Raw genomic sequence first — 26383 nt, 5'->3', positions numbered from 1 at the left:
TGTTGGCATGCTCAACGACGACGCCCCCACGCCCGTATCCTGGCAGAAATCCCTGGTTGGCGTTGGCCTGGACTGGCGTCCCGCGGCGGAGCCTGACCTTGAGGCGTGGGCTGCCCTGATCGCACGGACGGCCGAGGTGGAAAAGCCGGTGTGGTTTGAGCGCATCGCGGACCTTGAACAGATCCTGCAGTCGAAGAAGAACCATCCCGCCGCCAACACCCTCCTGGTGCTGGACGGCCAGTCCGTTCCCCGCGCCTACGCCCGCATCACCAAGAACAAGGAAGGCGACAAGGCCTACGGCTTCGGCTGCGTCGACCCCGCCTGGCAGCGCCGGGGGATCGGCATGGCGCTGCTCGGGTGGCTCAGCGAGCGGACCATCCAGCGTTTCGCGGAAGACAACCAGGCTGCCGGGAGCCGGCCCGGCGCAGAGCGTCCCGTGCCGAGGCTGCGCATCCACATGGAGCAGCAGCACAAGCACCAGCAGCAGCTGCTCCGCCAAGCCGGGTTCAGCGTGGTGCGCTATTTCAACGAGATGCACCGTCACCTGGGCGGCGTCCCCCTCCCCGAAGTGCGGCTTGCCGACGGGCTGGACCTGGTGACCATGCGCCCGGAGCTCAGCGAGGACGTCCGGTTGGCCCACAACGCCGCCTTCCGTGACCATTGGGGGAGCGAGCCCCGGGATGAGGAGTCGTGGGGATTCACCGTCAATGATCCGCAGGCGAGGCCGGACCTGAGCGCCGTGGTCCTGGACCGCAGCACCGGAACCGTGGCGGGCTACCAGCTGGCCAGCCACGATCCGGACGGCGCGGTGTCCCGGGGCTACAGCGAGGGGTACACGGACCTGCTGGGAGTGCGCCGCGAGTACCGCGGGCGCGGCATCGCCCAGGCCCTGCTCGCCGACGCCATGCGGCGCTTCGCGGCTGCCGGCATGGACCGGGCGTCCCTGGATGTTGATTCCGAAAATCCCACCGGCGCGCTCGCGCTCTACGAAAAGATGGGCTACGCCGCCGTCAACAGAAGCCTGGCCTGGGACAAGGAACTGCCCGCGCGCACCTGACCGGGCCAGCTGATCAACTCAGGCGTCGACGTCGTGCAGGTGGTGGACGACGTCGTGCAGGAAGTACTGCGCGAGAGTCATGACCGTGAACTCCGACCCGTTGCTCCGGAGTCCCGTCCGGCCCCACTCGTCCTGGTGCACGCCGGCGAATGACTCCGCGATCTGTTCGCCCTCGGCCGTCAGTTCGGCACTGACGACGGCGGGGTCGGCGTTGGCGTAGTCCTTCTCCACCGCTGTCTTATCCTGGTCCCAGTCCTCGAACCGGGCGTTGTCCTGGCTGAGCATGAGGTTGAGCCTGTGGTCGAAGAGGCTGAAGACGTCCCGGACGTGCGACGCGTACTCCAGCACGGACCATGTGGCGTCGTCCGGCCGTTCCGCCACATCCGCCCGGCGGAGGGCCGCCCGCCAGCGGGGAAGCATGTTGGACACGCTCCCGGGAACCGTGGCCGGCGTGACTGTTGACGCGTCAAAGCCGCATTCGGGGCAGGGCCGGGTCAGCACCCAGGTCCAGTCCTTTTCGTCGGGGATGATAGGCATGCCCGTAGTCTAAGCCCAGGTCAGGCTGGGCCCAATGGCGTCCACTGCCTGTGACAGCGGGATGCCGGAACCGTCCCTGCGGCCGTGCTCCTGCGGAAGCGACCGCGCCACCCCTGCCAGCGAAGACGCCTTGGCAGGGCCGTGGCCCGCCCAAGCGATGAGGAGGGTGTCTTCGCCCTTCAGGAACCGGTGTGCCCGGACGCCCGCCGTCGCCCGGCCCTTGGCCGGATACTCGGCGAACGCTGTTACTTTTCCGGCGCCGGGTGCGGTGCCCGGCAGGGCGCCGTCGGTTCCGGAAACCGTCACGACGACGGCGGCGTCGTCGCCCGGCGCGACCGTTCCGAAGAACAGGACCTGGTCCCCGGCGGCGAGCTTGATGCCGGCCATGCCGCCGGCAGTGCGGCCCTGCGGCCGGACGGTGCCGGCACTGAAGCGCAGCAGCTGGGCCTGCCGGGTGAGGAACACAAGGTCGACGTCGTCGGCCCCGGCAGGTTCAACACCCACCACGGTGTCCTTGTCCTTGAGGGCGATGACTTCCCAGTCCTCACGGTTGAGGGGGTAATCGGGCTGCACGCGTTTGACGATGCCCTGCGCCGTGCCGACTGCCAGGACCGTGTCCAGCGGCGCGAAGGCCACGAGCGTTTCGCCCTTCAGGAACGTGATGAAGTCCTTTGCGGGCACGCCGCCGGCCAGGTTCGGCAGCCCGGACATCGGCGGCAGTACGGGCATGTCCATGACCTGGAGACGCAGCATCCGGCCGAGGGACGTGACGGCGGCGATCTCGCCGCGGGCGGAGGTTTTCACCACGGACCGGAAGACATCGTGCTTTGACCGCGGTCCGGACTCGGCGAGGGGCTCCTGGTTGGAGGTCCGGGCGATCTGTCCGCTGGCGGTCAGGATGGCCCAGCAGGGGTCATCGGCGATCTCCAGCGCGAGCGGGGCCGCCTTGCCCTTGCCGCCGGGTGCAGCTGCCAGGGCGGCGGCCACGGTGGGGGACACCGCCTCGGACTCGAGCAGGACCGTCCGGCGGGGTGTGCCGTACTTTTCGGCGATTTCGGCGAGCTCCTCGGAGACCAGTTCGCGCAGGCGCTGGTCCGAACCCAGGATGGCCTCCAGCTCCGCGATCTCGCGCTTCAGCTGGTCCTGCTCTTTTTCGAGCTCGATCCGGGAGTACTTGGTCAGCTGCCGCAGCCGGAGTTCCAGGATGTAGTTCGCCTGGATTTCAGTGAGGTCGTAAATGGACATCAGGCGTTCCCGGGCGGCGGCCACCTCGTCCGAGGACCGGATGATCTGGATGACCTCGTCGATGTCCACGATGGCGATCAGCAGGCCCTCCACCAGGTGGAGGCGGTCCTTCTTCTTCGCCAGCCGGAACGCCGTCCGGCGCCGCACCACACTGATGCGGTGGCCGACGTAGACGGACAGCAGCTGCACCAGCCCCAGCGTCTGCGGCTGGCCGTCCACCAGCGTCACGTTGTTGATGCCGAAGGAATCTTCCATCGGCGAGTAACGGTAGAGCTGCTGGAGCACGGCGTTCGGGTTGAAGCCGTTCTTCAGCTCGATGACCAGGCGGAGCCCGTGCTTGCGGTCCGTGAGGTCCACAATGTCGCTGATGCCCGTCAGCTTCTTGCCGTTGACGGCATCCTTGATCTTCTCGATCACCTTTTCCGGGCCCACCATGTAGGGAAGCTCGGTGACCACCAGGCCCGTCCGGCGGGCGGACAGCTGCTCCACTTCCACCTTGGCGCGGGTCTTGAACGAGCCGCGGCCGGTGGCGTACGCGTCGCGGATGCCGTCCAGGCCCACGATCCGTCCGCCCGTGGGCAGGTCCGGGCCGGGGACGAACCGCATGAGGTCCTCGAGGGTGGCCTCCGGGTTCGCGATCAGGTGCCTGGCCGCGGAGATGACCTCCACCAGGTTGTGCGGGGCCATGTTGGTGGCCATGCCGACGGCGATGCCGGTGGCGCCGTTGACCAGCAGGTTGGGGAACGCGGCCGGGAGCACGTCCGGCTGGGTGAGCTGGTTGTCGTAGTTCGGGACGAAGTCCACGACGTCCTCGTCGAGGTGGTCCGTCAGCGTCAGGGCAGCCGCCGCCAGGCGGGCTTCCGTGTACCGCGGTGCTGCCGGGCCGTCGTCGAGCGAGCCGAAGTTACCGTGGCCGTCGATCAGCGGCAGCCGCAGCGAAAAGTCCTGTGCCATCCGGACCATCGCGTCGTAGATGGCGGTATCGCCGTGCGGGTGCAGCTTGCCCATGACCTCGCCCACCACACGGGCGCTTTTTACATGGCCGCGGTCCGGGCGAAGGCCCATCTCGCTCATCATGTAGAGGATGCGCCGCTGAACCGGCTTCAGGCCGTCGCGGGCGTCCGGGAGGGCCCTCGAATAGATGACCGAATATGCGTACTCGAGGAACGAGCCTTCCATCTCGGACGTGACATCGATATCAACAATGTTCTCGGTGTAGTCCTGGACGGCGTCCCCTGCCGGGGCGGAACTTTGGCGGCGGGCCATGGGGCTGGTGGATCCTTAACGGTTTACTGGCGGAGTTTTAGCTAGGCTAAGCCTATGGTGGATCAGCCCGGGGACGGCGTATATCCGGAATATTGGGAAGCCGATGTTGTTCTGCGGGACGGCGGGACGGCTCATTTGCGCCCCATCCACCCCTCTGATGCCGATGCGGTGCAGGCTTTCCATACCGGCCAATCGCAGAAGTCCATCTACATGCGGTTCTTCGCCTTCAAGGCGCGGCTCTCCAGCAAGGAGCTGAAGCGCTTCACGGAGGTGGACTACAAGGACCGGGTGGCGCTGGTGATCACCATCGGCGGGGAAATCCTGGGCATCGGCCGCTACGACCGGCTGGCCGATCCCGAAGAAGCCGAGGTTGCCTTCAATATAGCCGACGCCCACCAGGGCCGCGGCATCGGGTCCATCCTGCTGGAGCACCTGGCCGCCGCTGCCCGCGAAAACGGCATCCGCAAATTCAGCGCCGAAGTACTGCCGGAAAACCGCAAGATGCTGATGGTCTTCTCCGACGCCGGATACGACGTCAAACGGCACTTCGACGACGGCGTCGTGAGCCTGGAGTTCAACATCGACCCCACGGAAAAGTCCCGGGCAGTAATGGAGGCACGTGAACACCGTGCGGAGGCGCGCAGCATCCAGGAGCTGCTGGCGCCGTCGTCGGTTGCCGTGATCGGTGCCAGCCGCAAATGGGGCACGGTGGGCTACCAGCTGCTCGAACACATCATTGAAGGCGGCTTCACCGGCCCCGTCTATGCCATCAATCCTGAAGCCCTCGAACTCGCCGGGATGCTGTCCTTCGCCCGGCTCGCCGAAGTGCCTGACGCCGTCCGGCTGGCGGTCATAGCCGTCCCGTACGAGGAAGTTCCGAAGGTGGTGGCGGACTGCGCGGCGGCGGGGGTCAAGGGCGTCGTCGTCGCCACGGCCGGGTACGCCGACGACGGCGAACGCGGGCTGGCACGGCAGCGCGAGCTGGTCCGGCAGGCCAGGTCCAACGGGATGCGCGTGATCGGCCCGGCGTCCCTCGGCATCGTCAACACGAACCCGGCGGTGTCCCTGAACGCGTCCATGGCGCCGAGCCTGCCCCGCCGCGGCGGCCTGGGCCTGTTCAGCCAGTCCGCGGCCATCGGAGTGTCCCTCTACGCGGCCTCCAGCCGGCGCCGCGTGGGCATCTCCACCTTCCTCTCCGCCGGCAACCGCGCGGACGTCTCCGGCAACGACATGATGCAGTTCTGGGAAGACGATGCCGACACCGCCGCGGTGGGGCTCTACCTCGAATCCATCGGCAACCCGCGCAAGTTCTCCCGCCTGGCACGGCGGCTGGCCCGCACCAAGCCCGTCATCGTGGCGAAGTCGGACGCCATGGGGCTCCAGCTGCCGCCGGGGCACGCCGTGCGCACCACCCAGGCGCCCTTCGGCGCCCTCGACGCCATGATGCGCCAGGCGGGTGTCATCCGGGTGGAAACCATTGAGCAGCTCATGGATGTCGCCCAGATCGTCTCCGGCCAGCCCCTGCCTGCCGGAGCGGACATCGCGGTGTTCAGCAACTCCCGGGCACTCGGCAAAGTGGTGGCGGACGCTGCCGCCGCGAACGGGCTGGGCGTTGAACGGATCGTCACCGACGTGGACCTCGACGCCGGTATGTCCCTGGCGCTGCCGGCCCTCCGCGAAAGCCTGGCCCGGACCCTCGCCTCCGACTCCGTCCACGCCGTGGTGATTGCCCTGCTCCCCGCACGCGGCCTCACCGTGGAGAACATCGCGGGTGTCCTGGCGGAATGCTCGGCAGCGGCCGGGAAACCGGTGGTTGCCGCTTTCACGGGGATCCTGGACCCGTCCATCTACGTCGAGGGCATGGTCGGCGCGGAAGCAGCCACCGGTTCCGTGCCGTGCTACTCCAACCCGGGCGCCGCCGTCGCGGCGCTCGCCGCCGTCGTGAGGTACGCCGAGTGGGTGGTCCGCGACAAGGGCCTGTTCGTGGAGCCCGAAGGCTGTGACCAGGAGAGCGTCAGGGCCGAACTGGAGGACCTGCTCCACGACGTCCCCGGTGAGCAGCTGGTGCAGCTCGCCCCGGCGACAGCAGCCACCCTGCTGGCCCATTACGGCATCCACGTGGTTCCCTCCGAAGGCTTCGAAACGCCCGACCAGGCCGTGGCGGCCGCGGACCGGCTGGGCTGGCCGGTGGTGCTCAAGACCATGGACCCCGCCCTGCGCCACAGGCTCGACCTTGGCGGCGTGCGGCTGGACATCCAGGACGCGGATTCATTGCGGCGGAACATCATCCAGATGCACCGCGCCCTGGCGCCGTACGGCTCGCCATCGATGGAAATCCAGACCATGGCGCCGGTGGGTCAGGCCTGCACGTTCCGCGCCATTGAGGATCCGCTGCTGGGTCCCGTGGTGTCCTTCGGGCTGGCCGGCGACGCCGTGAACCTGCTGGAGGACTGGTCCCACCGGGTTCCACCGCTGTCCGGGGCCGACGTCCACGACTTCATCCGCGGGCCGCGGGCGTCCCGGAAACTGTTCGGCTACCAGGGGCTGCCGGCGGTGGATGTGGCGGCGCTGGAGGACATTGCCGCTCGGCTGACCAGGCTGAAGGACAACCACCCCGAAATCGCGTTGATTGAGTTCAACCCCGTGCTGGCCGGCCCCGGCGGTGCATCGATCCTGTCCGCCGATGTCCGGATCGCCAATGCCGCCCAGCGGACCGACAGCGCGCGGCGGGCAATGCGGAGCTAGCGCGGGCTGCGGCCGTCGGCTGCCCGCTTGGCCGGGTTGGGACACACAGTTAGCAAGTGCACAGCCGATCTGTGAAAATGGGGTAATGACCCAGCCTCCCACGTCGAAGCCGCAAGCACCCCGCTCCGGTCACCAGGCCGCACCCAGCCACAGCGCACATGACCACGGTGCCCAGGGCCAGAGCCTCGAAGGGGCGCTCCAGCAGGCAGGCTTCTACCCCCGGCTTGTCGCCGACGTTGTTGACGACGCCCTGGACGGCCGCGACTGCATGGCGCACCTTGTGCACCTGGAAACCCACTTCGACCGCGCCGAGGTCCGCCGCCACATCACCGTGCTGGTGCTGACGGACGACATGCTGGTCATTGCGCACGTTGACGACCAGCAGCTGGATGAGGCCGGGGAACAGATCGTTGCGCAGATTTCCACCGAGTCCGTGCCCGTGGCGCAGATCCGCTCCGTGGTGCTCAGCTACATGTACGCCCAGCCGCAGAACTACAAGCCGTCCGATCCCGTCCGCGAGCTGACCCTGTCCATTGCCTGGTCCGGCGGCCAGCGGCTGGACATGGGTCCGGCCAGCTGCGGCGACCCGCAGTGCGAAGCTGACCACGGCTACAGCGGCACCATCGCCCAGGAGGACATTGTGCTGCGCATCAGCGCCGAAGCCGACGGCCTGCAGGCCGTGCAGGACGCGAAGCTGTTCGCCCGGGCCCTGCGCGCCGTCAACACCGGCTCGGCCGCGCCCGTCCCGCACAGCGGCCCCGTGGCCGCGCCGCGTCCGCGCACCGGCGTTTTCGGAAACCGCCTCAGCCGCGGACACCAGCGCTGAGATGACGCCCGAAAACCCCTCAGAACCGTCAGTCATAGCCATCGCCGAAGGTGCCCCGGCTCCGTCGCCGTTGCCACCGGCGCCCGCGTTCGGCCAACGGTCCATCGCGGAAGTCCTCACCAGTGCGGCAGCCAGCCTCGGGATCGACGGCTTTGAGAACAGGCTGAACCTGCCGGCGGCCAAGAGGGTGTGCGTTGTCCTGGCCGATGGCCTGGGCCGCAACCTGCTCAAACAGAAATCGGCGCACACCCCCTTCCTCCGGTCCGTGATGCAGCAGGGCCAGGGAGCCGTGCCGGTGGCTCTGGACTCCGCTTTTCCGTCCACCACTGCGTCCTCCCTCGCCAGCTTCGGCACCGGACTCCCGGCCGGTCAGCACGGCATGGTGGGTTACGACGTCCTGGACCCAGGGCAGGACAAAGTGGTCAACATGCTGGGCAACTGGGATGCCGGTGTGGACCCCCGCGAGTGGCAGCCGTTTCCCACCGTCTTCGAGCGGGCATCCGCCCACACGGACGTCAGCACCATCAGCCTGCCGCAGTTCGGCGCATCACCCATGACGCAGGCTGCGCTGCGGGGAGGCCGGTTCATCGCCGCCAGCACCCCGCACGCCAGGACCGCCGCGGCGGCAGAGGCCATGCTTGGCGCCGAAAGCTCCCTTATGTACTTCTACGTCAACGATCTGGATAAGGCCGGGCACCGCTACGGCTGCCAGTCGGCTCAGTGGGAACACCAGCTCGAAGAACTGGACGCCACCGTACGCCGGCTCAACGCTAGCCTGCCGCCGGGGACCACGGTCCTGCTGACGGCGGACCACGGCATGCTCGACGTCCCCGAATCACAGCGTTTCGACTACTCCGCCGAGCCGGCCCTCATCGACGGTGTGCGGCACACGGCGGGGGAGCCCCGCATGGTGCATCTGTACCTTGAGCCCGGAGCCGGGGAGCAGCACCGCGCCCGGCTGATCGACGCCTGGCGCGCCAGGTTCGGCGACAGGATCTGGGCGTTCACCAGGGAAGAGGCTGTCTCCGCCGGGCTGTTCGGCGCTGTCAGGCCGGAGGTCAGCCCCCGGATCGGGGACGTTATGGTCGCAGCCCGGGACGCCCTGGCGCTTTACGACACCCGCCGCGTCCGTCCTACCGCCCTGGAAGTGGTGGGGCAGCACGGCTCACTGACCAAAGCGGAGCGTGAGGTTCCGCTGCTCTGCTTCAAGGCCCAGGGCAGAAAGGGAGCGCGTGGCTGAACTCGTCTTCTTCTCAGGCACGATGGACTGCGGAAAATCCACCCTCGCCCTGCAGATGGACCACAACCACCGGGCCCGGGGACGCGGCGGCGTCCGGTTCAGCCGCAACGACCGGGCCGGCGGTGCACGGATCTCCAGCCGCCTGGGGCTGGAGACGGACTGCGTGGAGGTCCTGGACACCACGGACTTCTGGGACGAGGTGATCGGGCGCCGGACCCGCGGCCTCCGGGTGGACTACCTCATCTGTGATGAAGCCCAGTTCTACTCGCCGTCGCAGGTAGAGCAGCTGGCCCGCGTTGTGGACGAGATCGACGTCGACGTGTTTGCCTTTGGCATCAGCGCGGACTTCCGCACCCGACTGTTCCCGGGATCCCAGCGGCTGATCGAACTCGCGGACCGTGTCCAGGTCCTGCAAGTGGAAGCGCTGTGCTGGTGTGGACGACGGGCCACCCACAACGCCCGCACAGTCGACGGTGTGATGGTGACCGAAGGCGCGCAGGTAGTGGTGGGCGACGTCGACATGGCTGGCGACCCAACCGGCGCCGGCGAAGCGGACCATACTCCTGTGGTGGGATACGAGACACTGTGCCGGCGGCACTTCATGCGGCGGGTCACGGCCCACGGGGCTAATATCATGGCCCAGCAGGACCAGCTGCTGCCGTTCGAGGTGGACGCCTGCATGTGGCGCGGCTCAGGGGACATCCGCCGCAGCTGAGTGGCTAGTGAGCCCGCGGCAGATCAGTCGCCGGCAGGTCAGTCGCCGCGTGCGCCGAAGACTATTTCATCCCAGCTGGGCACGCTGGAGCGCTTGGGCTTGGACGGCTGCCGTTCGGGCTGTTCAACCTCACGGTCGCCCCTGGTTTCATTCCTAGTACCGGCAAGTGCATCGTCCCGGCTCCGCCTGGGGCTCCCGCCGCCAAGCAGCTCATCCAAGCCGACGTTCGGAGCGGATTCGCGGTTCCAGCCGGACTGGCGGCCGGGAGCCGCTTCCCGGACGGGCGTGGATTCAGGGGCGGTGACGGCTTCAGGGTGCGGGCCGGCGTCGGGTGCCGCCGGAACGGTCCCGGACTCCGCCGCGGCTGCCCCGTCCGGATCCGTGACCGGGCGCAGCGGTGACGCCACAATCGTGATCTCGCGGGTTTCCGTGCTGACGCCGTCGTGAAGCTTCAGCCGGTCGTCGCCGTCTTCGGAGTGCCGCGGAGCCAGGCTGAGGCGGGAAAGCATGGAGACGCGGGCATCGCGTTTCCGGGTGAAGGAATCTCCCTTGGCGGCCGGCGCATCGGCTTCTTCGCCGCTTTGCGCGCCGGTCCCGGGCTCTTCGGTCTCGGGCTCCGCCACCACTTCCGACGGCCGGGGGTGGGCTGCCGGAACACCGTTGGTGAGCAGCATTGCCAGTGCGTCGTCGCCGTCTTCGTCCACACCCAGCCGCTGGCCGCGGCGCGAGCGCAGCATATCGAGAAGGCCGTCCGGGTCCTTGCCGGATTGTCCCGACGCCGTCCGGGCGGCTGCAGCCTCGGCATCTGTTTCAAAGTCGAACGGGCGGTCTGAAACTGCCGACAGCCGGCGGGCCGGCACCGGGCCGTCAAGCGGCTCCAGTTCGCTCAGCTGCTGTGCCCAGCGGTTGGCGTTCTGCAACGATTTCCGGGCGGGACTGAAGGTCCACATGGCCGGAGGTTCCTCGCCAATGCTGGCGTGCCCCCCGGGTTTGGTCTCAAAGCGGGCAACCACTGTCCAGGTTCCGTCCGGGCGCCGCCAGGAGTCCCATTCCACGGTTGAGGATTCGATGCCATGGGCCGTCAGCCGGTGCGCCACCATGTCGCCCAGGGTGGCTGGGTTGTCGCCGAAGGCGGAGCGGTAGACATCATGGCCGGGGGCAGGTGAAGCCACCTCGATCTTCCTGGCCTGCTGGGCAACGTACTCCCGTTCTGCGAGTACCGGGCCTTCGTACCGCTGGACCTTGGCCAGCGGAATGCCCGAGAGTTCTGAAACCTCGGCAGCCGTGGCACCGCTTCTGATGCGCGCCTGGATATCCCGCGGGGACATGGCGACGGGTGTAGCTGTGGCAGCACCCCGCACCGGAGAGCGGCTGGCCGCGAGCCGGAGAGCTTCGTCGATCGGCAGCTGGAACATCTCGCCGCCGGTGCCGCTCAACAGGAGGTGCCCTCCGTCGTCGTGGACGCCTACAAGCCGTAGATCCTGCATACAAATCCTCCACCCTGGCATTACTGACATTCGAAACTCTGCCATCCGGCAGCCGTTTTTCCGGGGAGGGGAGAGGGCGCGCCGCGATATTCCGCGACTTTCCAGGCAGTACCGTGCGCTGGGCTTGCATTAGTCCGCCCTCCAGCAGGTCTCCGCAGGGAATCACGCGGGGAAACTCTCGCTTTCACGGTCCGTTTGGGGAAAAATGGGCGCCTAAGTCGGGCACAAAACCGGGTAATCCAGCGTTTACATCGGTGAACCGGACCAGGGGACAGCCAAAGGGCGCAATTGCCCGGGAGGTGCCGTCACCGGGACCCGGCGATCCAACCGAACAAAGCGGAGTGTGAGCAGAAACTAATGGCGACAGATTATGATGCGCCGCGGAAATCAGAAGAGGACCTGAACGAAGATTCCATTGAGGAATTGAAGACCCGGCGTTCGGACAAGCCAACGGCTGTGGTGGATGTAGACGAAACCGACCTGGCCGAAGGCTATGAACTCCCGGGTGCTGACCTGTCCGGTGAGGAACTGCTGGTCCGCGTCCTGCCGGCCCAGGCTGATGAATTCACCTGCTCGTCATGCTTCCTTGTCCGTCACCGCTCGCAGATCGCCCGCGAAAAGGACGGGTTGCTCTTCTGCAAGGACTGCGAGGGCTGACAGGGGCGGCGGGAGCCGGACCCCAGTGCCATGCGCGGGTCCGCTTCACGTGGTGGTGAGGGCGGCCGTCAGCTGTGCCGGCCGCCGGGTGGACGTGAGCCAGTACGGCGTTGGATCGGAAGGATCCGTGATCTCGATCCTGACCACCGGGTCCACCCAGCCGCGGATGCAGAGATAAGCCAGTCCGTTCAGGCGGGGGCCGCGTTCGGCCGTGGCCTCCTTGCCGCTGAACGGCGTCACCGCACCGATGAAACGGCGCTCGATGGTGGCCCGGCCTACCTGCAGCGTTTCCGCGGTGACCGTGATCGACGGCGTGGACAGGATGAGCAGAACCGCGATGATGACGAAGAGCACCACTGCCGCCGTAATGCCGGCCGCAATGCTGATCGGGGCGAACACCAGGATCCCGGCGCCGGAGAGTCCGGCTGCCACCAGCCAGATCCACAGATTGGGGTGGAGCTTCTCGCTGTATAGAACGGTTGTTCCATGGGGTGTGCTGTTGGGGGCAGGCACAGCTGCACTAGATTCCGGCATAGGCCCAGCTTTCCACCTTTTCCGGGGTATTTCACCTTGGCTTCAGCGCCGGCCTCAGCCCCCGGCGGCTAGGCCCAAGGCCGTTACGGGCGTTAGAGTGAATGACTGTGACTGAAGAAACTGCAGCCGTGAGTACTTTGCCGCCGAACTCCCTGGAAGGCAGCGCTGGTGCCTACGGATCGCCCACCCTGTCGGTCCAGCTGAAAATGCTCGACGCCGGCCTCGAAGCCCCCTCTTACGCCCACCCCGGCGATGCCGGAGCGGATCTCCGTGCGCGCGAGGACGTGGTCCTCGAACCGGGTGAGCGCCGGCTGGTGCCCACCGGGGTCTCCATCGCCTTGCCGAACGGCTACGTCGCCCTCATCCACCCGCGCTCGGGGCTCGCCACCAAGCACGGCCTGACAGTGGTCAACGCCCCGGGAACGGTCGACGCCGGATACCGCGGCGAGATCGCCGTGACCCTCCTGAACACGGACCGCGAGAAGGCCATTGAGCTGCGGCGCGGCGATAGAATTGCCCAGATGGTCATTCAACGCGTGGAGTACGCGCAGTTTGTGGCCGTTGCGGAATTGAGCGACTCAGTCCGCGGTGACGGCGGCTTCGGTTCCACCGGCGGATTCGCGGCACCGCAGGCCTAGCCCCCGGCGCTGCCCGGCTTTGCCGGTACTGCTGGTTTTGCCGGTACTGCTGGCTTTGGCCGGTGCTGCATGACTTACCGCGCTGCCCAGGTGGCACGGCGGAACAAGATCACAACTAAGGAGACAACCCGATGGTTTTTGGGCGTGGCAAGAAAGCCAAGAAGGACCAGGCAGCAGAGCCCGGGGACACCCTGGAGACTGCAGAGGCCGTTGCCGCGGAAAGCACGGGCCGGGAAGCCACGGGGCCTTTCGACGTCTCGGAAATCGACAGCACCAATGGATATGTGGACCTCGGCGCCCTCCTGATTGCACCTCGTGAAGGACTCCAGCTGCGCCTCGAGGTCGAGGAAGCCACCCAGCGGGTTGTGGCCGTCACCATGGACCTCGAAGGTTCGAGCCTGCAGCTCCAGGCCTTCGCTGCCCCGCGCAGCGAGGGACTCTGGGATGAAATCCGTGAGCAGATCGGACAGTCCGTGGGAAGCCAGGGCGGCCAGGTCGAAGAGGTCCCCGGAGCCTTCGGCACCGAGCTGGTGGCGAAGCTTCCGGCAGGCACGGGCGACGGCGCCGGCGGCTACCGCGTGGCCCGGTTCATCGGCGTCGACGGTCCCCGCTGGTTCCTGCGCGGCGTTCTGGGCGGCGAGGCTGCCATTGACCGCGACGCCGCCGCAAACCTCGAATCCCTGTTCCGACAGATCGTGGTGGTCCGGGGCGAGAGCCCGATGCCGCCGCGTGACCTGCTTCAGCTCCGCCTGCCGAAGGACTCGACCCCTCAGCCGCCGCAGGGCGCACCCGACTTCGAGCAGCCCGAGCGCGGACCGGAGATCACCCAGATTGGCTGACCCGGCCGGCGAATTTCCGCAGCCCGAACTCTCCATCAGTGGATTGCCGGACCGTGGACGTGTGCTGTGCCGTGGCTTTATTGAATCCGTGACCTACGTTCCGGCCACGCAGGTGGCCTCGTTCACCGCGATCGTCACGGACCACGATGTCCCGCGAGGCAAGGTGGGCTTCGTCCCGGCCGCCGCGGAGCCGCCGACGGCGCGGAAACCCGGGGGACCGGGCCGCCGCGACCGGCTGCGGGTCGTGTGGCTCGGCCGCCGGCGGGTTTCCGGCGTGGATCCCGGCTGCGAGCTTCGGCTGGAAGGCATGCTGACGTTCCGCGACGGCCTTCCCACCATGTTCAATCCCCGCTACGAAATACTGTCCCGCCAGGAGAACCAATGACGCCGTCCGAGAACCCGGATCCCGAAGCCGGGCCCGCCAAGCCGCGGCCCACACCGGAGACCCCTTCAATGGCCGATTTCGCAGAAGACTACGCGGTCAAGGCCGGGCTGCACCGGTCCAAGGACGGCAGCATCGACGTGCTCAAGAGCGCCGGCGGGGTACAGGGCATCGCCGAGAGCATTCTTCCCGGCCTCATGTTCCTGGTGGCCTTCACCATTACGCGCGAGCTGCCCCTCTCCCTGATTGCCGCCCTGGCGGCGGCGGCCGCTTTCACCGTGGCCCGGCTGGTCCAGCGGCGTCCGCTGACCCAGGCACTCGCCGGGATCGCCGGCGTCGGCATCTCCGCGTGGCTGGCCAACACCACCGGCAAGGCGGAGGACTTCTATGTCCTCGGATTCCTTACCAACGCCGCCTACATCACCGGGATGGTGATTTCCATCGCGCTCCGCTGGCCCATTGCAGGGCTGCTGTTCGGATTCATCCGGAACGAGGGCCTGGAGTGGCGCAAGGATCCCGCCCGCGTCCGGGCCTACCGCCTGGGCACGTGGGTAATCGTGGCCGTCCTCGCGCTGCGGCTGCTGGTCCAGGTGCCCCTGTATCTCCTCGGCGAGCAGGGACTGGCAGGCCTCGCGACCACGCGGCTCATCATGGGTGCCCCGCTGTACATCCTGGGCATCTGGGTTGCGTGGCTCATCACCAAGCCTGTGGCCCCGCCGTCGCCATCAGCGCAGCCGGGTGATCCTTCGCAGCCGGGTTCGCCGGCACAACACTAGCCGTCGAAGCCGTCTTCGTCCGGAGCCTGCTGCTCCGGCCGTTCGGCGGTATCCGGGTGCCCGTCGTCTGATCCGTGCTGCCGGTCCGGTTCGTGGTCCTGCTGCTGGTCGGGGGACAGCAGCGCCCGGAGGCCGTCTTCAGCGGCGATGGTGGTGACGAAAAACAGTTCGTCGCCGCCGTCGATCACGTCGTCCCGGCTGGGCGTGATGGGCGCCTGGTCCCGGAGGATCGCTACGAGCGTGGAGTCTTCGGGCCAGTCGATGCCTCCCACGGTGAGCCCGATGACATGCGAGTCGTGGGGCACCGTGAACTCCACGAGGGACGAAACCCCCGTCTGCAGGGTGAGCAGCCGGACGAGGTCCCCGATTTCCACCGCTTCCTCAACCAGGGCGGTCATGAGCTGCGGGGTGTTGACGGCGACATCGACACCCCACGAATCGTTGAACATCCAGTCGTTCTTCGGGTTGTTGACGCGCCCGACAGTGCGGCCGACGCCGAACTCGGTCTTCGCCAGCAGGGACACCACAAGGTTGACCTTGTCGTCTCCCGTGGCGGAAACCACCACTTCGGCGTCTTCCAGCTTGGCATCCTGGAGCGTGCTCAGCTCGCAGGCATCCCCGACCAGCCAGTGCGCGCCCCGGAGCCCGCTGCGCCCGATGACTTCCGGTTTCAGGTCGATCAGCAGGATCTCGTGCTTGTGGGCGAGGAGCTCACGGGCGATCGAGGAACCGACGCTGCCTGCCCCGACGATGACGACTTTCACTTACTGCTCCTTGGGGGGTTCTTTGGCAAGAATGTGGCCGACTTCGGCGCTTCGGTCCACGCGCAGCATGGCATGGACCGTGTCGCCCTCCTGGTAGGACGTACCGGCCCCGGGCAGCATGCCTTCGCCGAACCGGGTCAGGTAGGCAACCCGGATTCCGGCCACCTTCTCGATTTCGGCCACGGCGTGGCCAACCCAGGAGGGGTCGAGGTCGATTTCGGCGAGGACCAGGCGGCCCGACGGCTCACGGAAGTCCCCGGCGAGGTGCTGTTCGGGCAGAATCCGGCGCAGCACCTGGTCTGCGCTCCACCGCACCGCCGCGACCGTGGGAATGCCCAGCCGCTGGTAGATTTCGGCCCGGCCGGGGTCATAGATCCTGGCGACAACGTGGGGGACGTGGAACGTCTCGCGGGCAACCCGGGTGGCCAGGATGTTGGAGTTGTCACCGCTGGACACTGCGGCGAAAGCATAGGCCTCGCTCACGCCTGCCTGCTTCAGGGTTTCCCGGTCGAACCCCACCCCCGTCACCTTGCGGCCGGAAAACCCGGTGCGGAGCCTGCGGAAGGCACGGTCGTCCTGGTCGATGATGGCCACCGAATGGCCCGCATCCTCGAGGGTGTGCGCCAGTGTTGCTCCCACGCGCCCACAACCCATGATCACGAAGTGCGCCACCCGTGCCTCCTCAGTCATTTTTCCTGTTGCTCCGTAAGACTCTACCGGCCCGCCGGGCCGCCCTGCCCAGCGTCCGGCAGATCCCTGCCGGCGCCCGCGGAGGCACCGTGCGGAGGCCGTCATGACATCGCGTCCGAATCAGACTAGCTTTGTGGAGTGCTGACAATATTGAATGCCGTGAAGCGGGTGCTCGTGGGGAGGCCCTTCCGGAACGACCGGCTGGCCCACACGCTGTTGCCCAAGCGGATCGCGCTTCCGGTTTTCGCCTCAGACGCGCTGTCCTCGGTGGCTTATGCGCCCGATGAAATCCTGCTGACCCTGGCCCTGGCAGGTGTCAGTGCGGTGGCGTTCTCACCGTGGGTGGGGCTCGCCGTCATGGTGGTTTTGCTCACGGTGGTGGCCTCCTACCGCCAGAACGTGCACGCCTACCCGTCCGGCGGGGGCGACTACGAAATAGCCAACGTCAACCTGGGCAAATACGCCGGCCTGACTGTTGCGTCGGCCCTCCTGGTGGACTACGTGCTCACCGTCGCCGTCTCGATGTCATCGGCCGCGACGTACCTCACCACCGCAGTTCCGGCACTTCACGGCCAACAGGCGCTGATTGCCACCGTGGGCGTGGTCATCCTGGCTCTCGTGAACCTGCGCGGGATCAAGGAAGCCGGCAGCGTCTTCGCCGTTCCCTCGTACATCTTCATGGCATCCATCCTGGGCATGACCGCCATCGGCGTCTTCCAGGCGGTCACCGGCCAGCTGGGGGAGGCCCCGTCCGCAGACTTCACGATCGTGCCGCAGGCCGGTTTCGACGAGGGGCTGGTGGGGCTGGCCGGCGCCTTCCTGCTGCTCCGGGCGTTCTCCTCGGGTGCCGCGGCCCTGACCGGCGTGGAAGCCATCAGCAACGGCGTCCCGAACTTCCAGAAACCCAAGAGCAAGAACGCGGCAACCACCCTGCTCCTGCTCGGCGTCATCGCCTCCTCCATGCTGGCCGGCATCATCTATCTCGCGAATGCCACCAAGGTGCACATCGTCCTGGACCCGGCCACGGAATTCCTGGTCAACGGGCAGCCCCTCCCGGAGGACTACATCCAAAGCCCGGCCATCAGCCAGATAGCCCAGACCATCTTCGGCCCCGGCTCGCTGCTGTTCTACATCGTGGTTGCCGCGACGGGCGTGATCCTGGTTTTTGCCTCCAACACCGCCTTCAACGGCTTCCCGGTCCTCGGATCCATCCTGGCGCAGGACGGCTACCTGCCGCGCCAGCTGCGCACGCGCGGTGACCGCCTGGCCTTCAGCAACGGCGTCCTGGCCCTCGCCGCCGGCGCCCTGGTGCTCATCCTGGCGTTCAACGCCGACGTCACCAAGCTCATCCAGCTCTACATCGTGGGCGTTTTCATTTCCTTCACGGCAAGCCAGCTCGGCATGGTCAGGCACTGGGGACGCGAACTGAAGCTGGCGCGGGACAAGACGGTTCGCCGCCGGATGCTCAAGTCGCGCACCATCAACATGATCGGGTTCGGCATGACCGCCCTGGTCCTCACCATCGTCCTGATCACCAAGTTTGAGCAGGGAGCCTGGATCGCCCTGCTGGCGATGTTCGTGCTTTTCCTCATCATGTGGAGCATCCGCGCGCACTACGACAACGTAGCCAAGGAACTCGCCGTGGATGAGGATTCCTCGCCGCGCGCCCTGCCGTCCCGGGTGCATGCCGTGCTGCTGGTTTCGCACGTCCGCAAGCCCGTCCTGCGGGCCCTGGCTTACGCCCGCGCGTCGCGGCCGTCGAGGCTCGACGCCATCACGGTGGACATCAACTCCGACGAAACCGCCCACACCCTTGCCGACTGGGAAAAACTGGAGATTCCGGTGCCGCTCACCGTTCTCGCCAGCCCGTACCGGGAAACCGTGACGCCCATCATGGAGTATGTGAAGAACATGCGGCGGGATTCGCCCCGCGACCTCATCGTCGTCTACATCCCCGAGTACGTCGTGGGTAAGTGGTGGGAACAACTGGTCCATAACCAGACCGCCCTGCGTATCAAGACCCGTCTCCATTTCGAGCCGGGAGTCATGGTGGCCAGTGTGCCCTGGCAGCTGAAATCGTCCGAAGAAGCAAAGAAAATGCAGGATATCCAATGAGCTCCGAGACCCAGACCCGCACCCATGCCGAACTCGTGGTGGATATCGGGCCCATAGCCCACGGGGGGCATTGCGTTGCCCGCCACGAAGGCCGTGTGGTGTTTGTCCGCCACGCCATCCCGGGCGAAAGAGCCCGGATCCGGCTGACCGACGCCGGCGAGGGATCCAAATTCTGGCGTGCCGACGTCGTGGAAGTGCTCGAGGCCTCGCCCGAGCGGGTACCGCATTTCTGGCACCTGGCGGACTCCTTGCGGTCGTGGTCCCACGGCCACGCGCCCGTGGGTGGTGCGGAGCTGGGCCACGTGTCCCTCGAGCACCAGCGGGGCCTCAAGGCTGCAGTCCTGGCCGAACAGCTGAAGCGGCTGGCCGGCGTCGAACATCCCGCGGTGTGGACGGACCCCGCCGGGCGCGGGAACATCGTTGAACCGGTGGGTGAAGCGGCGGCCGCCGGCGCGGCGGACGCACCCGGCCTGGGCTGGCGCACCAGGGCAAGTTTTGCCGTAACGCCGGGCGGCAAGCTGGGCATGCACGCCCACCGTTCCGACCAGGTTATTGCCGTCCGCGAGATGCCGCTGGCTGTGGCCGGCATCAACGACCTCCGGCTGTGGGACATCGACCTCCAGGGCATTGACCGCGTGGAAGTCGCCGCTCCCGCCAACGGATCGCGCCCGCTGGTGCTGCTGGCTCCGGCCGCGGGCACGCGCGCGAAGCGCCTCAGCGCCATCCTGGCCCAGCTGCCCGCCGACGTTTCGGTGGCCAGCTTCGACCCCGCCAAGGGCGAGGCGCTCCAGCTGCGCGGGCGCACCTGGGTGCAGGAGTCGGCCGCAGGCCACGAGTACCGGGTCACAGGGGAGGGCTTCTGGCAGATCCACCGGGACGCACCGGACACGCTCGTTGGTGCGGTCAGGGACTTCCTTCACGACGGCGGCTACCTGGAACCGGGCGCGGTGGTGGCGGACCTGTACGCAGGCGCCGGGCTGTTCACGGCCGCGCTGGCCGACGCCGTGGGCGTCACCGGTTCCGTGCTGTCCGTCGAGGGCGCCCCCGGCGCCAGCCGGGATGCCCGGAAGAACCTGCACGGCGCACCGCAGGTGGAGATCGTGCAGGGACGGGTGGAACGCGTGCTGCGCCAAACGCCCCGCAACTTCGACGCCCTGGTGCTCGACCCGCCGAGGGCAGGCGCGGGCAAGGCAGTGGTCAGCCAGCTGATGGCGGCAGGTCCCCGGGCCATCGCCTACGTGTCCTGCGACCCGGCGTCCTTCGCCCGGGACCTGGGGTACTTCCAGCAGGGCGGCTGGTCACTTGCCGGGCTGCGGGCCTTCGACCTGTATCCGCACACCCACCACATGGAGACAGTGGCGTTGCTGACGCCCCGCCCCTGATGTGACTAGGATGGGCGTAGTAGTCCCACGTCGCGCGCCGGATTCCCGGCTGACCCCATGCTCTTTTGTATGACCTTGCACTAATTAGGATGGCCTAACTAGCAAGCGGTCAACCGCGCGACAAAGATGAAACTGTTGCGAGAGGAGTCCTGCGATGAGCATTGTGGACAGCTTCGGTTCAAAAGGCAAACTTAATGTAGCCGGTACCGAATACGAAATTTTCCGGTTGAACTCCGTTGAAGGTGCAGAAAACCTTCCGTTCAGCCTCAAGGTATTGCTTGAAAACCTGTTGAGGACCGAGGACGGCGCGAACATCACGGCCGATCACGTCCGAGCACTGGCCGGCTGGGATCCCAACGCCCAGCCCGACACTGAAATCCAGTTCACGCCGGCGCGCGTGATCATGCAGGACTTCACTGGCGTGCCCTGTGTTGTCGACCTCGCCACCATGCGTGAGGCCGTCAAGGAGCTCGGCGGTGACCCCAAGCGGGTGAACCCGCTGGCACCTGCCGAGATGGTGATCGACCACTCGGTGCAGATCGACGCATTCGGTAACTCCGGCGCACTGGAGCGCAACATGGAGATCGAATACCAGCGAAACGGTGAGCGCTACCAGTTCCTGCGCTGGGGCCAGACCGCGTTTGACGACTTCAAGGTGGTCCCGCCGGGAACCGGCATTGTGCACCAGGTCAACATCGAGTACCTGGCCCGCACGGTCATGACCCGCGAAATTGGTGGCGTCCTGCGTGCCTACCCGGACACCTGCGTCGGCACCGACTCGCACACCACCATGGTCAACGGCCTGGGCGTGCTGGGCTGGGGCGTTGGCGGCATCGAGGCCGAGGCCGCAATGCTGGGCCAGCCCGTTTCCATGCTGATCCCGCGCGTCGTGGGCTTTAAGCTGACCGGTTCCATCCCGGCCGGCGCCACCGCCACCGACGTCGTCCTCACCATCACCGAGCAGCTGCGCAAGCACGGTGTTGTGGGCAAGTTCGTGGAGTTCTACGGCGAGGGTGTGGCGGCAGTGCCGCTGGCCAACCGCGCCACCATCGGCAACATGAGCCCGGAGTTCGGTTCCACGGCCGCCATGTTCCCGATCGACGACGTCACCATCGAGTACCTGCGCCTCACCGGCCGCTCCGAGCAGAACGTTGCACTCGTGGAGGCCTACGCGAAGGAACAGGGCCTCTGGCACGATCCTTCGCACGAGATCAAGTTCTCCGAGTACCTCGAGCTGGACCTGTCCACGGTTGTTCCCTCCATCTCCGGCCCGAAGCGTCCCCAGGACCGCATCGAGCTCACGGATGCCAAGGAGCAGTTCCGCAAGGACATCCACAACTACGTGAGCATCGAAGACGGCAGCGTCGACGAGTCCCTGGAAGAGTCCTTCCCGGCCTCCGATCCGCCCTCGTTCACCCACGCTGATTCGCACACCACGGAAACCGCACGCGTGGTCTCGGCAGCGAACGGTGCCCACGGGCGCCCGTCTACCCCGGTGCACGTTGTCACCGAAGACGGCCGCGAGTTCGAGCTGGACCACGGAGCGGTGTCCATCGCCTCGATCACGTCCTGCACCAACACGTCCAACCCGTCCGTGATGCTCGCCGCAGCACTGCTGGCGCGCAACGCCGTGGACAAGGGCCTGACCTCGAAGCCGTGGGTCAAGACCTCCGTGGCTCCCGGTTCCAAGGTAGTCACCGACTACTACGAGAAGTCCGGCCTCACCCCGTACCTGGAGAAGCTCGGCTTCTACATCGTGGGTTACGGCTGCGCCACCTGCATCGGTAACTCGGGCCCGCTCGACGCCGAAATCTCCGAGGCCATCCAGGCCAACGACCTTTCCGTCACCGCCGTGCTGTCCGGTAACCGCAACTTCGAAGGCCGGATCAACCCGGACGTGAAGATGAACTACCTGGCCTCCCCGCCGCTGGTCATCGCCTACGCCCTGGCCGGTTCCATGGACTTCGACTTCGACACCGATTCACTCGGACAGGACGAAGCAGGCAACGAGGTCTTCCTGAAGGACATCTGGCCGAACCCGGTCGAGGTCCAGCAGGTCATCGATTCCTCGATCGACAAGGAAATGTTCGCCCGCGGCTATGAGGGCGTCTTCGACGGCGACGATCGCTGGAAGGCCCTCGACACCCCGGCCGGCGACACCTTCGCCTGGGACGAGAAGTCCACGTATGTCCGGAAGCCCCCGTACTTCGACGGCATGAAGGCCAAGCCGGAGCCCGTCACTGACATCTCCGGTGCCCGCGTGCTGCTCAAGCTCGGCGATTCCGTCACCACGGACCACATCTCCCCGGCGGGTTCCTTCAAGTCGGACACCCCGGCCGGCCAGTACCTCCTGGCCAACGGTGTGGAGCGCAAGGACTTCAACTCCTACGGTTCACGCCGTGGCAACCACGAAGTCATGATCCGCGGCACCTTCGCGAACATCCGCATCAAGAACCAGCTGCTGGACGGCGTCGAAGGCGGTTTCACCCGCGACTTCACGCAGGCAGACGGCCCCCAGGCCTATGTCTACGACGCCGCCCAGAACTACCAGGCAGCCGGCACCCCGCTGGTGGTGCTGGCAGGCAAGGAGTACGGCTCCGGTTCGTCCCGTGACTGGGCTGCAAAGGGCACCGCGCTCCTGGGCGTCAAGGCTGTCGTGGCCGAAAGCTACGAGCGCATCCACCGCTCCAACCTGATCGGCATGGGCGTCCTTCCGCTGCAGTTCCCGGCCGGCGAATCAGCCGCCACCCTGGGCCTGACCGGTACGGAAACCTTCGCAGTGGAGGGCGTCACCGCCCTGAACGAAGGCACCACGCCGAAGACGCTCAAGGTCACCGCCACGGCCGAAGACGGCTCCGCCAAGTCCTTCGATGCGGTCCTCCGCATCGACACCCCGGGCGAGGCCGACTACTACCGCAACGGCGGCATCCTGCAGTACGTGCTGCGCCAGATCACCGCTAACTAGCGGCAGCGGGCAACACCGGCGCCATCAAAAGCCCCGGCCTGTCTCTGACAGGCCGGGGCTTTTGCGTTGCGCCGCCCGGGTCCGGCGCCCGTCCAGCCTTCAAGGCGTTAGAGTTAAAAGGCATGTCTACCACCCGAAGGGGGCCCCGTTGGGAATTTTGGACACCATCCGGAATCCGCAGGACCTGAGCAAGTTGACCGAAGAACAGCTGTCCCAGCTGGCTACGGAGGTCAGGAGTTTCCTGATCGGCAACGTGTCGCAGACGGGTGGCCACCTCGGACCGAACCTCGGCGTCGTGGAACTGACCATCGCCGTACACCGTATTTTTGACTCTCCCCGCGACAGCATCGTCTTTGATACCGGACACCAGTCGTATGTCCACAAACTCCTTACCGGACGCCAGGACTTCAGCACCCTCCGCCAGGAAGGCGGAATGTCCGGTTACCCGGACCGGGCCGAGTCCGAGCACGACATCGTGGAAAGCTCCCACGCATCCTCCTCGCTGTCCTGGGCCGACGGCATCTCCCGCGCCCGGCAGCTGACCGGCGACGGCGACCGCTATGTGATTGCCGTGGTGGGCGACGGCGCCCTGACCGGCGGCATGGCCTGGGAAGCGATCAACAACATCGCCGCGGACAAGCGCCGGCGCGTGGTCATCGTGGTCAATGACAACGGCCGGTCCTATGCACCCACCGTCGGCGGCTTTGCAGACTACCTCGCATCACTGCGTCCCACCATCGATTCCTTCCGCGCAGCCCCGGCCTACGAGGGAACCCTGGACTGGTGGAAGCGGAAGCTGCAAAACGGCGGACCGGTGGGCCAGTTCACCTACCGCAGCCTGCATGCCATGAAGAAGGGCATCAAGGACTGGTGGGCGCCCCAGGGCATGTTCGAGGACCTTGGCATGAAGTACATCGGCCCCGTCGACGGCCACAACCTCCAGGCCATGGAGCACGCACTCTCCACTGCCAGGAACTACGCCGGTCCGGTCATCGTGCACGCGATGACCGAAAAGGGCCACGGCTACGCGCCCGCGCGCGCCCACGAGGCTGACCAGTTCCACGCCGTGGGCATCATCGATCCCGAAACCGGCGTGCCCACCGAAGCCGGCGGCGCCCAGTCCTGGACGTCGGTCTTCGCCGACGAGATCGCCGCCATCGCCGATGAGCGCAAGGACATCGTGGGCATCACCGGTGCGATGCTCATTCCTGTGGGCCTGCACAAATTCGCGGCACGGCACCCGGAACGCGTCTTCGACGTCGGCATTGCCGAGCAGCACGCGCTGACCTCCGCCGCCGGTATGGCCTTCGGCGGGCTCCACCCCGTGGTTGCCGTCTACGCCACATTCCTGAACCGCGCCTTCGACCAATTGCTGATGGACGTTGCGCTGCACCGGGCCGGCGTCACCATCGTGCTGGACCGTGCCGGGGTCACCGGACCGGACGGCGCCAGCCACCACGGCATGTGGGACATGGCCATGGTGCAGATCGTTCCGGGCCTCCACCTGGCCGCGCCCCGCGACGCCACACGGCTCCGTGAAGAACTCCGCGAAGCTGTGGCCATCAGGGACGCCCCCAGCGTTGTCCGGTATTCCAAGGGGAACGTGGGCGCCGAAGTGGAAGCCCTCGAGCGCCTCAGCGACGGCGTGGATGTGTTGGCCCGCCGTCCTGCAGGCTCCAGCGAAAATGACGTGCTGATCGTGAGCGTGGGCGCCATGTCCGAACTCGCCCTGGACGTCTCCAACCGCCTCGGCGCCCAGGGGATCAGCTCCACCGTGGTGGACCCCCGCTGGCTGCTGCCGGTCCGGAAATCCATCATTGCGCTGGCTGCCCGCCACCGCCTGGTCATCTGCATCGAAGACGGCGTCCGCGCCGGCGGTGTGGGATCACGCATCCGCCAGGAAATGCGCGCCGCCGGTGTGGACACCGCCCTGAACGAAGTGGGGCTGCCGGTGGAGTTCCTGGACCACGGCACCCGCGCCCAGGTGCTGGAACGCGTCGGTTTGACCGGACGCCAGATCACGCACGACGTCGTCGCCCAGGTCCTGGGGACCAAGGTGCCTTTCGCACGTCCCCTGCCGGGCCAGGAGCATCCGACTACGGGCAGCCTGCCGAAACTGTGATCCCGCACGAGGCCACACCTCCCGAGAGCCTCAAACCGGGAGACCTGGTGGTGGCGCGGAACCGCAAATGGAATGGCGGCGCCCACTGGGTGGTCCCGGGTAACTATCTCGGTGAAGACCGGCACGGCTGGTGGATCTTCCAGCCCAAGGGCTCGTTCATCTCACGGCCCGGTGCCGCCTTCCACGCCAGTTCCGATGCCGTGCTGCTCGTTCCCCGCACCGGCGACTACGTGGCCACGTTTTACGACGACACCTACCCCGGGGACTTCCGCGTGTACGTGGACCTCGCCGTGGGCCACGGCTGGAACGGCATCAGGCCCGGGACCCTGGAGTTCCACGTGATCGACATGGACCTGGACGTGATCCGGTCCGTCACCCGGGGCGTGTACATCGACGACGAAGACGAATTCGCCGAACACCAGGTGAGCATGGAGTATCCGCGGGACATCGTGGACCGCATGCTCCAGGAGACAGAACAGCTTTATCAGGCCGTCAAGGCACAGCACGCACCGTTCGACGGCACAGACGCCGAGTGGTTCAGGAGAGGACGGGCATGAGCGGAATTATCAGGGTCTACAAACGCGACGACGAAGGGGTTCTCCAGTTCCGGGAAGCCTGGTTCGATGAGGACTACAGCCAGTTCGTGATGAATCACGGCGTGGTGGGGCACCAGAGCAAGACGGATGAAACGGATGTTCCCGATGCCGCGGCTGCTGAAGGCCTCATGGACGCTTTCGCCGTGCAGTGCGCTGAGGACGGCTACGCGGAGATCGCCGAGGAAGACCAGTTCTGGGTGGTTGCCCAGTATGCGTTGAAAACCAAGGACGGCACGGACCGCGACCGCTACCTCGAGGAAAAGGCGAAGGACGCGCTCATCAGCCACCTCGCCTGGCGCGGCCTCGGCACCGTGGAGCGGTCAGAGTTTGGTGATGCCAAACTCAACATCTTCTGCCTGTGCCCGGACGTCAACAAAGCCGTCAACGCCATCAAGGTCTGCATCCGGGGCGAGGACCTGGACTACACGAAGCTCAGCATCGGGGCGGCGCCGTTCGGAGATCCGGAGGCGTTTAAGCTCAAGCACTCGCCGAAACCGGCTTCGGGCTTTACCCTCTAAGAGGGGGCAACCGACTTTCTGGGAGGCATCCGTAATGACGCGTAAATCCGTTCAACCAGGCCATACCCCGATTCCCCACGGAATCGGCGCGCCTGCCCGCCGGGCCATGGCCCACGCCGGACTGGAAACCCTGGAACAGGTGGTCCAGTTCGGTAAGCGGGAACTGTCGAAGTTGCACGGAATGGGCGTCAAAACCATGGCCCAGCTTGAGGATGCCATGGACGAGCACGGACTCGAGTTCCCGGCCGCCTGACCGGCCGCAGTACCCGCCGCTGCCACAACGGGCA

At 66.8% G+C, this 26383-nt stretch carries 23 protein-coding genes; 17 read left to right on the top strand and 6 right to left on the bottom strand.

Annotated features, from left to right (window positions below):
• The first annotated feature begins 7 nt into the window (after positions 1–7).
• Complete coding sequence (locus tag CXQ91_RS16405; protein ID WP_104174962.1) at positions 8–1057, top strand: GNAT family N-acetyltransferase; 1050 nt, start codon at positions 8–10, stop codon at positions 1055–1057.
• Between the two features lie 18 nt (positions 1058–1075).
• Here CXQ91_RS16405 and CXQ91_RS16400 read toward each other — a convergent pair whose 3' ends face one another.
• Positions 1076–1594: a DinB family protein gene (locus CXQ91_RS16400; RefSeq protein WP_104174961.1), complete on the bottom strand. Its 519-nt coding sequence runs from the start codon at positions 1592–1594 to the stop codon at positions 1076–1078.
• Between the two features lie 9 nt (positions 1595–1603).
• Complete coding sequence (locus CXQ91_RS16395; RefSeq protein ID WP_104174960.1) at positions 1604–4105, bottom strand: DNA topoisomerase (ATP-hydrolyzing) subunit A; 2502 nt, start codon at positions 4103–4105, stop codon at positions 1604–1606.
• A gap of 54 nt (positions 4106–4159) precedes the next feature.
• On the opposite strand from CXQ91_RS16395, the gene CXQ91_RS16390 reads away from it, so the two are divergent.
• From CXQ91_RS16390 to CXQ91_RS16375, 4 genes are all read left to right on the top strand, one after another.
• Positions 4160–6850 carry a GNAT family N-acetyltransferase gene (locus CXQ91_RS16390; RefSeq protein WP_104174959.1) on the top strand — a complete coding sequence of 897 codons (2691 nt, stop codon included), beginning with the start codon at positions 4160–4162 and terminating at the stop codon, positions 6848–6850.
• Between the two features lie 85 nt (positions 6851–6935).
• Positions 6936–7676: a DUF5998 family protein gene (locus CXQ91_RS16385; RefSeq protein ID WP_104174958.1), complete on the top strand. Its 741-nt coding sequence runs from the start codon at positions 6936–6938 to the stop codon at positions 7674–7676.
• A gap of 1 nt (position 7677) precedes the next feature.
• The gene (locus CXQ91_RS16380) at positions 7678–8916 is read left to right on the top strand and encodes an alkaline phosphatase family protein (RefSeq protein ID WP_258074039.1); all 1239 of its coding nucleotides are present in this window, start codon (positions 7678–7680) and stop codon (positions 8914–8916) included.
• A complete protein-coding gene (locus CXQ91_RS16375) occupies positions 8909–9631 on the top strand; it encodes a thymidine kinase (protein WP_104174957.1) in 723 nt (240 codons plus the stop codon). The genes CXQ91_RS16380 and CXQ91_RS16375 overlap by 8 nt, the downstream gene beginning before the upstream one ends.
• 38 nt (positions 9632–9669) lie before the next feature.
• On the opposite strand, the gene sepH is transcribed toward CXQ91_RS16375, so the two are convergent.
• Complete coding sequence (sepH, locus tag CXQ91_RS16370) at positions 9670–11118, bottom strand: septation protein SepH (RefSeq protein ID WP_104174956.1); 1449 nt, start codon at positions 11116–11118, stop codon at positions 9670–9672.
• Positions 11119–11475: 357 nt separating this feature from the next.
• On the opposite strand from sepH, the gene CXQ91_RS16365 reads away from it, so the two are divergent.
• Positions 11476–11775 (top strand): DUF4193 domain-containing protein, encoded by a 300-nt coding sequence (locus CXQ91_RS16365; RefSeq protein ID WP_104174955.1) that lies wholly within the window; start codon positions 11476–11478, stop codon positions 11773–11775.
• Between the two features lie 45 nt (positions 11776–11820).
• Here CXQ91_RS16365 and CXQ91_RS16360 read toward each other — a convergent pair whose 3' ends face one another.
• Positions 11821–12309 (bottom strand): DUF3093 domain-containing protein, encoded by a 489-nt coding sequence (locus CXQ91_RS16360; RefSeq protein ID WP_104174954.1) that lies wholly within the window; start codon positions 12307–12309, stop codon positions 11821–11823.
• Positions 12310–12416: 107 nt separating this feature from the next.
• Between CXQ91_RS16360 and dut the strand changes: the two genes are divergently transcribed.
• The 4 genes from dut (at position 12417) to CXQ91_RS16340 (ending at position 14944) form a co-directional block, all read left to right on the top strand.
• Positions 12417–12947 (top strand): dUTP diphosphatase, encoded by a 531-nt coding sequence (gene dut, locus CXQ91_RS16355; protein WP_104174976.1) that lies wholly within the window; start codon positions 12417–12419, stop codon positions 12945–12947.
• 131 nt (positions 12948–13078) lie between these two features.
• On the top strand, positions 13079–13786 hold the full coding sequence (locus CXQ91_RS16350) for a DUF3710 domain-containing protein (protein WP_104174953.1): 708 nt from the start codon (positions 13079–13081) through the stop codon (positions 13784–13786).
• The gene (locus CXQ91_RS16345) at positions 13779–14171 is read left to right on the top strand and encodes a hypothetical protein (RefSeq protein ID WP_104174952.1); all 393 of its coding nucleotides are present in this window, start codon (positions 13779–13781) and stop codon (positions 14169–14171) included. The genes CXQ91_RS16350 and CXQ91_RS16345 overlap by 8 nt, the downstream gene beginning before the upstream one ends.
• Entirely contained in the window at positions 14168–14944 is a 777-nt protein-coding gene (locus CXQ91_RS16340) for a DUF3159 domain-containing protein (RefSeq protein ID WP_104174951.1), read from the top strand. The genes CXQ91_RS16345 and CXQ91_RS16340 overlap by 4 nt, the downstream gene beginning before the upstream one ends.
• Here the strand turns inward: CXQ91_RS16340 and CXQ91_RS16335 are convergent.
• Together CXQ91_RS16335 and CXQ91_RS16330 are read right to left on the bottom strand one after the other, a co-directional pair.
• A complete protein-coding gene (locus CXQ91_RS16335; protein ID WP_104174950.1) occupies positions 14941–15708 on the bottom strand; it encodes a TrkA family potassium uptake protein in 768 nt (255 codons plus the stop codon). The genes CXQ91_RS16340 and CXQ91_RS16335 overlap by 4 nt on opposite strands.
• Positions 15709–16380: a TrkA family potassium uptake protein gene (locus CXQ91_RS16330; RefSeq protein WP_104174975.1), complete on the bottom strand. Its 672-nt coding sequence runs from the start codon at positions 16378–16380 to the stop codon at positions 15709–15711. It abuts the gene before it with no gap.
• 156 nt (positions 16381–16536) lie between these two features.
• Between CXQ91_RS16330 and CXQ91_RS16325 the strand changes: the two genes are divergently transcribed.
• The 7 genes from CXQ91_RS16325 to CXQ91_RS16295 all read left to right on the top strand — a co-directional run bounded on the left by CXQ91_RS16325 (position 16537) and on the right by CXQ91_RS16295 (position 26349).
• A complete protein-coding gene (locus tag CXQ91_RS16325; protein ID WP_104174949.1) occupies positions 16537–18513 on the top strand; it encodes an APC family permease in 1977 nt (658 codons plus the stop codon).
• Positions 18510–19895 carry a class I SAM-dependent RNA methyltransferase gene (locus CXQ91_RS16320; protein WP_104174948.1) on the top strand — a complete coding sequence of 462 codons (1386 nt, stop codon included), beginning with the start codon at positions 18510–18512 and terminating at the stop codon, positions 19893–19895. Before CXQ91_RS16325 ends, CXQ91_RS16320 begins: the two co-directional genes overlap by 4 nt.
• A gap of 154 nt (positions 19896–20049) precedes the next feature.
• Positions 20050–22860 (top strand): aconitate hydratase AcnA, encoded by a 2811-nt coding sequence (gene acnA / locus CXQ91_RS16315; RefSeq protein WP_104174947.1) that lies wholly within the window; start codon positions 20050–20052, stop codon positions 22858–22860.
• Between the two features lie 148 nt (positions 22861–23008).
• A complete protein-coding gene (gene dxs, locus CXQ91_RS16310) occupies positions 23009–24982 on the top strand; it encodes a 1-deoxy-D-xylulose-5-phosphate synthase (protein WP_104174946.1) in 1974 nt (657 codons plus the stop codon).
• Entirely contained in the window at positions 24979–25539 is a 561-nt protein-coding gene (locus tag CXQ91_RS16305; RefSeq protein ID WP_104174945.1) for a DUF402 domain-containing protein, read from the top strand. The genes dxs and CXQ91_RS16305 overlap by 4 nt, the downstream gene beginning before the upstream one ends.
• Positions 25536–26096, top strand: coding sequence for a hypothetical protein (locus CXQ91_RS16300; protein WP_104174944.1), 561 nt, complete (start codon positions 25536–25538; stop codon positions 26094–26096). The genes CXQ91_RS16305 and CXQ91_RS16300 overlap by 4 nt, the downstream gene beginning before the upstream one ends.
• Before the next feature lie 34 nt (positions 26097–26130).
• Entirely contained in the window at positions 26131–26349 is a 219-nt protein-coding gene (locus tag CXQ91_RS16295; protein ID WP_104174943.1) for a hypothetical protein, read from the top strand.
• Positions 26350–26383 lie beyond the last annotated feature (34 nt).

The sequence above is a fragment of the Arthrobacter sp. Y81 genome (assembly GCF_002929335.1).
In the GTDB taxonomy this organism is placed as follows: domain Bacteria; phylum Actinomycetota; class Actinomycetes; order Actinomycetales; family Micrococcaceae; genus Arthrobacter.
This window is presented reverse-complemented; position numbering and strand designations above follow the sequence as displayed.